The sequence below is a fragment of the Bacteroidales bacterium genome (genome assembly GCA_018334875.1).
Classification (GTDB): Bacteria; Bacteroidota; Bacteroidia; order Bacteroidales; family UBA12077; genus JAGXLC01.
The window spans coordinates 20,745-28,417 of record JAGXLC010000024.1; the positions used below are offsets into that span (position 1 = coordinate 20,745).

Consider the following 7,673-nt stretch of genomic DNA (forward strand, 5'->3'; position numbering starts at 1 on the left):
GTTACAAAATTAATCTATAACCTATGGCATTCAGAAGGGAAAATAAATTATCAAGCGATTTTAATAAAGTTAAAGTGGGTTTGGCTTCTCCCGAGGAAATTTTGGAAAATTCCCATGGAGAAGTACTTAAGCCCGAAACAATCAATTACAGGACTTATAAACCAGAACGCGACGGATTATTCTGCGAACGGATATTCGGCCCTGTGAAAGATTATGAATGTCATTGCGGAAAATACAAAAGAATCCGCTATAAAGGCATTGTATGTGACAGATGTGGGGTAGAGGTTACAGAGAAGAAGGTTCGCCGGGAGCGTATGGGACATATTGCCCTTGTGGTTCCTGTAGCCCATATCTGGTATTTCCGGTCCTTACCCAATAAAATAGGATTGCTGCTGGGGCTTCCAACCAAAAAGCTTGATTCAATTATATATTATGAAAGGTATGCCGTTATAAATCCCGGAATTAAAGCCCAGGACGGCATAAAATATCTCGATTTTCTCTCTGAGGAAGAGTATCTGGATATACTGGAATCATTACCCAAGGATAATCAGCAGTTAGACGATTCAGACCCCAATAAGTTTATAGCTGATATGGGGGCTGACGCACTTTACAAACTTTTATCCCGACTGGACCTGGATGAACTGTCTTTTTCACTCCGTAATAAGGCAGACAATGAGACTTCCCAGCAGAGGAAAAAGGAAGCGCTTAAACGGCTTCAGGTTGTTGAGGCTTTCCGGGCTTCCACAGATACCAACCGTCCGGAATGGATGATTACCAAAGTAGTGCCTGTCATTCCCCCGGAATTGAGACCATTGGTTCCTCTTGATGGAGGTCGTTTTGCTACATCCGACCTGAATGATCTGTACAGAAGGGTTATCATCAGGAATAACCGGCTAAAAAGACTCATCGAGATCAAAGCGCCTGAAGTGATTCTTCGTAACGAAAAGCGTATGCTTCAGGAAGCTGTAGATTCGCTGTTCGACAATTCCAGAAAATCCAATTCAGTCAAAACCGATTCCAATAGGGCACTCAAGTCATTAAGCGACAGCCTTAAGGGTAAGCAGGGTCGGTTCAGACAGAACCTGCTTGGTAAACGGGTTGATTATTCTGCACGCTCAGTGATTAGTGTAGGACCTGAGTTGAAAATGCATGAGTGTGGAATTCCCAAGGATATGGCTGCAGAGCTATATAAGCCTTTCGTAATCAGGAAATTGATTGAACGGGGTATTGTTAAGACCGTGAAATCTGCCAAAAAAATTGTGGACAGGAAGGACCCGGTTGTTTGGGATATCCTTGAAAATGTGATGAAAGGTCATCCGGTTCTTTTGAATCGTGCTCCTACACTTCACCGACTGGGAATTCAGGCATTCCAGCCCAAATTGATCGAGGGTAAAGCCATTCAGTTGCATCCTCTGGCATGTACACCGTTTAATGCCGACTTCGACGGCGACCAGATGGCTGTACACCTGCCTTTAGGTAATGCTTCCATTGTGGAAGCACAGTTGCTGATGCTTTCCACCCATAATGTGTTAAATCCTGCAAATGGCGCCCCTATTACCGTGCCATCTCAGGACATGGTGCTTGGGTTGTATTATATTACCAAGGAGCGTAAAGGAGCCAAGGGCGAGGGCCTTAGGTTCTATTCTCCCGAAGAGGCAATAATTGCCTATAATGAGGGCGCTGTTGACTTACATGCCGGTGTGAAGGTTCGGATAAAAGATTATGATGAAAACGGAAATGAGGTCAATAAGATAATTGATACCACCATTGGCCGGATTGTCTTTAATGATTATATACCTGATGGCTTCGGTTTCGTCAACAAATTGCTTACCAAAAAGAACCTGAGGGATCTTATCGGTGATGTGTTAAAGCGCACCAATGCACCGAAAATCGCTCAGTTTTTGGATGATATTAAAGATCTTGGGTTCCATATGTCTTTCCGCGGAGGACTGTCGTTTAATATGGACGATGTTATCATACCTGAAGAAAAAGAAGAATTGGTACCCGCGGCCTATCAGCAGGTAGAGGAGGTAATGAATAACTACAACATGGGCTTCATTACCAATAAAGAAAGGTATAACCAGATCATTGACATCTGGACCCATACCAACGCCAACCTGACTCAAACGTTGATGAACAAGCTCAGCAGCGATAATCAGGGATTTAATCCCGTTTATATGATGCTGGATTCCGGTGCCAGGGGATCTAAAGAACAGATACGACAGTTGTCCGGCATGAGAGGCTTGATGGCCAAACCTCAAAAATCAGGAACAGCAGGCGCTGAGATTATTGAGAATCCCATTCTGTCAAATTTTAAAGAAGGTCTTTCTGTACTTGAATACTTTATATCTACCCACGGTGCCCGGAAAGGTCTTGCTGATACTGCACTGAAAACGGCAGACGCAGGTTACCTGACCCGCCGACTGGTAGATGTCTCCCAGGATGTAATTGTAAGGGAAGTGGATTGCGGTACGCTGAGAGGACTGGTTGTTGAACCCATCAAGAAAAACGAGGAGATCATCGAGACCCTCGGTGAACGAATCCTGGGAAGATTATCGGTACATGATATATATCATCCATTTACCGGCGAGTTGATTGTTGAGTCCGGCTCAATGATTACCGAGGAAGTAGCCCGGCAGATTGAAGAATCACCCCTTGAGCAGGTAGAAGTACGTTCGGTATTAACTTGTGAAACAAAAGACGGTGTTTGTTCAAAATGCTACGGACGAAATCTGGCCACCGGTAAACTGGTTGAAAAAGGAGAAGCTGTAGGGGTGATCGCAGCTCAGTCAATCGGCGAGCCCGGAACTCAGCTTACATTGAGAACTTTCCACGTCGGTGGTACAGCCTCGAATATTGCCGCAAACAACAGTATCGTATCCAAGTATGACGGATATCTTGAGCTGGATGAGATCCGTACCGTACAAAAAGAGGAAGAAGACGGTAAGAAGGTGGATATCGTAATCGGCAGATTGGCTGAAATGAGAATTATTGACAAGAATACCAATATTGTTCTTACGACCAATAATATACCTTATGGTTCCAAGCTTTACTTTAACAGCGGGGATGAAGTTAAAAAAGGCGAGGTAATCTGTGAATGGGATCCCTATAATGCAGTGATTATTTCTGAAGCTGAAGGTAAGGTCCAGTTCAAGAACGTTATCCAGGGCATCACTTATAAAGAGGAGTCTGACGAACAAACCGGATTCAAGGAGAAGGTTATTGTCGAAACCAAAGATAAGAAGAAGAATCCCGAGATACAGGTGGTCAATGAACAGGGAGATGTATTGAAGACCTATAACTTGCCCGTGGGAGCACACGTTATTGCCGAAGAGGGAGATGAAGTCAAGACGGGGGATACGTTGGTTAAGATCCCGAGAACCGCTGGTAAATCGGGTGACATCACCGGAGGTCTGCCTCGTGTTACTGAATTATTTGAAGCCAGAAACCCCTCAAATCCTGCAGTTGTCTCAGAGATTGACGGAGAGGTTTCTTTTGGTAAGATTAAGCGGGGTAACCGGGAGATCATTATCCAGTCGAAGACCGGTGAAGTTAAAAAGTATCTGGTTTCTCTCTCAAAACAAATTCTGGTTCAGGAAAATGACTATGTTAAGGCTGGTACACCACTCTCCGACGGTGCTATTACTCCTTCTGATATCCTCTCCATTAAAGGACCTACCAAGGTTCAGGAGTATATCGTAAATGAGGTTCAGGAGGTTTACAGGCTTCAGGGCGTTAAGATCAATGACAAACACTTTGAGATTATTGTTCGGCAAATGATGCGTAAGGTTCTTATTGAAGATCCCGGTGATACCAAGTTTCTTGAAAATCAGATTGCAGATAAGTGGGAGTTCCAGGAAGAAAACGATTGGATCTATGATAAGAAGGTAATTGTTGATGCCGGAGATTCCGAGAACTTTCGGTCTGGTCAGATTGTTACCGCCAGAAAACTGAGGGATGAGAATTCCATGCTCAAACGAAGAGACATGAAGCCGATTCAGGCAAGAGATGCAGTTCCGGCAACCTCAAGCCAGAAACTTCAGGGAATCACCCGTGCTGCATTGCAGACCAAGAGCTTCCTGTCGGCTGCTTCCTTCCAGGAAACCACACGGGTTCTGAATGAAGCTGCCATACGAGGTAAGGAAGATCCGCTGATCGGATTGAAGGAAAACGTTATCGTTGGTCATAAGATACCGGCAGGTTCCGGAAACAGAGACTTTGATGATATTATCGTTGGTTCGATGGAGGATTACCAACAAATGACCAGAAGTGAAAAGGAGAAACAGGAAGCAAATTCTAAATAAAAGTAAAAAGGTATGAGTGATCAGCAAAATAACAACCACAGCAATGAAGGGGGAAATAATAAGAATCAGATTGACATTAATCTGAATGAGGATGTGGCACAGGGTATTTATTCAAATCTGGCTGTTATTAATCATTCCAGTTCAGAATTTATCCTTGATTTTATAAGGGTAATGCCTGGTGTTCATAAAGCAGATGTGAAATCGCGGGTGATTTTAACCCCCGAACATGCCAAGCGTTTTCTGAATGCGCTGAATGACAATATTCAAAAGTATGAGGAGATGTACGGTGAGATTAATGTGGATAAAAAAGGAAAAGGCCCTGACATTCCGATGAATTTTGGTGGGCCGGCAGCGCAGGCTTGATGCTGAAAAAAATACTTTCTACTTAAATCCTTTAAAAAAGCGGGTCGTTCTGCAGAACAACCCGCTTTTTTAAGGATTTATTTTTCCTGCCGGTCAGCAATTGTCTTTATAACATGAAACCAAACCTGGAAGATGCCCTAACTGGATTTTTACGGGGCCATCGTCATAATTTTTTTAAGATAATCGTATCTCATTATAATTTATTGAAAAATTATTTCGTTTAAAATAAAAAGCTGTCAGATAAATCTTACAAGATTTTAAGGCTGCTGATTTTCTAAAAGTCAAAGAACGATCCCCTAACATACATTTTTTGGTTAGAAATTAAAGCCTGTTTAGGGAATCGTCTCCCCCTTCATTGGCTGCGCACAATGAAGGGGGATTTTTTTGGGCAGACCTGAGTTGCTGATCTTATTTATTAAAGATGAATGCCAGGCAATTTGCCTGACATGATTTTAAACCGATACAATTCATGGCGGAATTATATATAGAAATAATTCGGGTTGGTTCAGTCATCAAATCCCGGCCTTTGAAAATTAGGTGCATCCGGAAAAATTTTCAGAATATGGTCTCTGAGATTTTTTAGCTGATCGACGATCTCAAAAATTTCCGTTTCTTTATCATGGAATACAGTAAGTAAGTTTTGCCAGGCTACCATGGATCTGTCCACTAACACAAGCGCTACTTTAGCTGACCCATTAGCATCCTCAAGATCACCCGTCACTCCTTCATCAACCAAACCGTGTATGGCCCTGCTTATCTTGGCAGGAATCATGGTATGGTCCCAATGGATGATTTCAATGCAATGAAAAAGCTCTTGCTCTATTTTGGTGATTACCCGTAGGCCAATCTTTTCTTCTAAATAATTGCGGTGATCATATAGCCACCTCCCGATCCTGAGGGAATAATTTTCTCCTGCCTTAAGCACGGGATGTTCTCTGATCTTATTCTGTATTTGTTCGTAGTAGGCATTGTCTGTATCTTTCATTTCAATGCCTCTTTTCATAATTTCTTTATCAATGAAGTAGCAGGTATTTTCAAGTATGTATTGCATCCTGTTCCAGAATTCTTCTCTGCTGAGCTCCTTATCCTGCCGGCCAAATAGTTTTTTATCGTTGTAATAATACCTGCAGCGTTTTTTAAAGGAACATCGTTCACACCACCTGTCACAATAATTATATATGGACGGGATAAACCTGTCTGAAAGATCGGGGTTGTACGGTTCAAAGATTTCATTTTTTTCTATGTCATCCAATTCATCCGGGTCAAACAGGGCATTGTATTTCATATCGGTGAACGTTTCGGTTTCCTCCGCTTCTTTATCTTTAAATTTTTTTATTTGGGAACAAATGTTACAATAACCCGGAAAAGGACAGCGAGATTCATCATAGTCGCAGAATTCCAGGGGTGTCTCGCCATTGGTGAGAAATACGTATTCATCATCCCATATTCTTACCAGGTTCCTGTATCTTAATCTTCCCGGTACTCCAATCGGAAATTCGGGATAAAAATAGTATGCTTTCAACAATCGCTCCATTTCTATGGCCAGGATCTCCGTTTGGCTATCGGTAAGTTGATCTTCGGGAGGAAAAGACATTGAGGGGATTCCCACTATTTCTGATAGTTTTCGCTTGGGTCCGTATTGAAATGCTTCTGAGAAAGGTAGATACTCATCATTCTCTGTATTCGCAAAGAAAACACTAAGGTCTTCATCAGGAACACTGCTTGCAGACTCCCGCATATCGGTGATGAGTTGTTCAAGATACCGTTTCATTTTGATTGCTGCTAACCCTTTCCTACAAAGATAAAAAATTGATTTGTGATATGCTATCTTTTCTGTTTCTAAAATTAATTGACTGATGAACAATATTATTTTCTTGAAGGCTTTTTGTAAAAGCAATACGTTTGGGTATTTTTGAAAAAATTTGGTGTAATGGATCTTTCTTTGGCCATCATACTTTTTGTTTTTTCTACTGTCGTTATTGCGATAGCAGGTACACGGCTTACACGTACAGCGGATCAACTGGCTGACCTGACCGGTTTAGGCGAAGCCCTTTTTGGGGCCATATTTCTAGGTGCCGTTACTTCTTTATCAGGTATCATTACCTCTGTGGTGGCTGCTTTCGATGATCATCCGGAGCTGGCCATTAGCAATGCCATCGGTGGAATTGCGGCTCAGACTGTTTTTCTCTCTATTGCCGATATTTCCTATAAACGGGGAAATCTGGAACATGCTGCTCCTTCCTTTGCCAATCTGATGTATGGGGTGCTGCTGATAGGTTTGTTGTCTGTTGTCCTGATCGGATTTTCCGGTCCGGAGGTTTCTGTACTTCATGTACATCCCCTTTCCATTTTGATCATCATCCTTTATCTTGTCGGCTCTAAGCTTATCTCTTCAGCAAAGGATAATCCCATGTGGAGACCCCGGATAACCCTGGAAACTGTAAAAGACGTTCCTGATCAAAGTCATATCAAAGATCTGAGTTTAAGTAAGGTTGTGACGAGATTTGTTGTTCTGGCCCTTATTGTAGCTGCATCGGGTTATGCGGTTGCCAAATCGGGGATCGCCATTGCCGGACAGACGGGTCTTTCTGAAAGCTTCGTGGGTACATTATTTACCGCTGTTGCTACTTCTTTACCTGAATTGATCGTTTCCATTGCTGCAGTGCGCCAGCATGCTCTTACGCTTGCCGTTGGGAATATTATCGGTGGAAACACCTTTGATGTGCTTTTTATAGCCTTTGCTGATATTGCCTATAGCAAAGGCAGTATATTGCACGCGATCACTCAGAACCAGTTTTTTATTGTCGCACTGACTATGTTGATGGTTAGTGCACTGATATTGGGTTTGCTGCACCGAGAGCAGAAAGGCATCGGCAAGATAGGCTGGGAGAGCTTTTTGATCATTATCCTTTATCTTACAGGAAATGCGTTTCTCCTGATTGCATAAAGCATCAGAACACCTCAACCATCAATCGGGAGAAGATCGAATGGTACAATTAAAGCGGA

4 protein-coding genes are annotated in these 7,673 nt (G+C 42.6%); 3 read left to right on the top strand and 1 reads right to left on the bottom strand.

Translation table 11 applies throughout. The features are described 5' to 3' along the window. The first annotated feature begins 23 nt into the window (after window positions 1-23). Window positions 24-4,304 (top strand): DNA-directed RNA polymerase subunit beta', encoded by a 4,281-nt coding sequence (gene rpoC / locus KGY70_03825; protein MBS3774289.1) that lies wholly within the window; start codon window positions 24-26, stop codon window positions 4,302-4,304. 12 nt (window positions 4,305-4,316) lie between these two features. Continuing rightward, the gene (locus tag KGY70_03830; protein ID MBS3774290.1) at window positions 4,317-4,667 is read left to right on the top strand and encodes a DUF3467 domain-containing protein; all 351 of its coding nucleotides are present in this window, start codon (window positions 4,317-4,319) and stop codon (window positions 4,665-4,667) included. A gap of 505 nt (window positions 4,668-5,172) precedes the next feature. Here KGY70_03830 and KGY70_03835 read toward each other — a convergent pair. Further along, complete coding sequence (locus KGY70_03835) at window positions 5,173-6,438, bottom strand: hypothetical protein (protein MBS3774291.1); 1,266 nt, start codon at window positions 6,436-6,438, stop codon at window positions 5,173-5,175. Between the two features lie 159 nt (window positions 6,439-6,597). Between KGY70_03835 and KGY70_03840 the strand changes: the two genes are divergently transcribed. Beyond that, window positions 6,598-7,614, top strand: coding sequence for a hypothetical protein (locus tag KGY70_03840; protein ID MBS3774292.1), 1,017 nt, complete (start codon window positions 6,598-6,600; stop codon window positions 7,612-7,614). Window positions 7,615-7,673: the final 59 nt, after the last annotated feature.